The sequence below is a fragment of the Pseudomonas sp. NPDC087614 genome, from assembly GCF_044743485.1.
Taxonomy (GTDB): domain Bacteria; phylum Pseudomonadota; class Gammaproteobacteria; order Pseudomonadales; family Pseudomonadaceae; genus Aquipseudomonas; species Aquipseudomonas baetica_A.
On the sequence record NZ_JBIUWN010000185.1, the window covers coordinates 888 to 1,613 of the forward strand.

At 57.0% G+C, this 726-nt stretch carries 1 protein-coding gene and 1 pseudogene; both read right to left on the reverse strand.

The features are described from left to right. Positions 1 to 17 precede the first annotated feature (17 nt). On the reverse strand, positions 18 to 599 hold the full coding sequence (locus ACIOWA_RS27970; protein WP_401162932.1) for a hypothetical protein: 582 nt from the start codon (positions 597 to 599) through the stop codon (positions 18 to 20). 27 nt (positions 600 to 626) lie between these two features. Beyond that, positions 627 to 692, reverse strand: a pseudogene (locus ACIOWA_RS27975) (hypothetical protein); the annotation flags it as partial. Positions 693 to 726: the final 34 nt, after the last annotated feature.

The following is a 726-nucleotide window of genomic DNA, read 5'->3' on the forward strand; positions in this document are numbered from 1 at the left end:
TCCAGAACGTTGGAGTCCTACATCTCGTGGTAGAAGACGTTACCCACACGAGTACGCTCACCCACACCGGCGAACACGGAATAACCGCTGTGCTCGATGGCGATGTTACGGATCAGTTCCATCATGTTTACGGTTTTGCCTACACCGGCACCACCGAACAGACCGACTTTACCGCCTTTGGCAAACGGGCAAACCAGGTCGATAACCTTGATGCCGGTTTCCAGCAGGTCGTTGCCGCCTGCCTGTTCAGCGAACGAAGGCGCTGGACGGTGAATGCCCCAACGTTCTTCGGTGTCGATCGGGCCAGCTTCGTCGATCGGGTTACCGAGCACGTCCATGATCCGGCCCAGGGTCGCTTTACCGACCGGTACGGAGATGGCTGCGCCAGAGTCGGTAACTTCCAGACCGCGCTTCAAGCCCTCGGTGGAACCCATCGCAATGGTACGAACCACGCCGTCGCCCAGCTGCTGCTGAACTTCCAGAGTGGTTCCGGCCGCGCTTTGAACTGTCAGCGCGTTGTAGATGCTCGGTACGCTGTCGCGTGGAAATTCCACGTCGATAACGGCGCCGATGATTTGAACGATACGTCCGCTACTCATAGCTGGATCCTCTGAATATTTGAACCGTTAAACCGCGGCAGCGCCGCCGACGATTTCCGAGATCTCTTGGGTGATCGCAGCCTGACGCGGTTTAACGGTTCAAATATTCAGAGGATCCAGCTATGAG

Coding starts and splice junctions, on each gene's coding strand:
- ACIOWA_RS27970 (WP_401162932.1), bottom strand. CDS start 599: ATGAGTAGCGGACGTATCGTTCAAATCATCGGCGCCGTTATCGACGTG.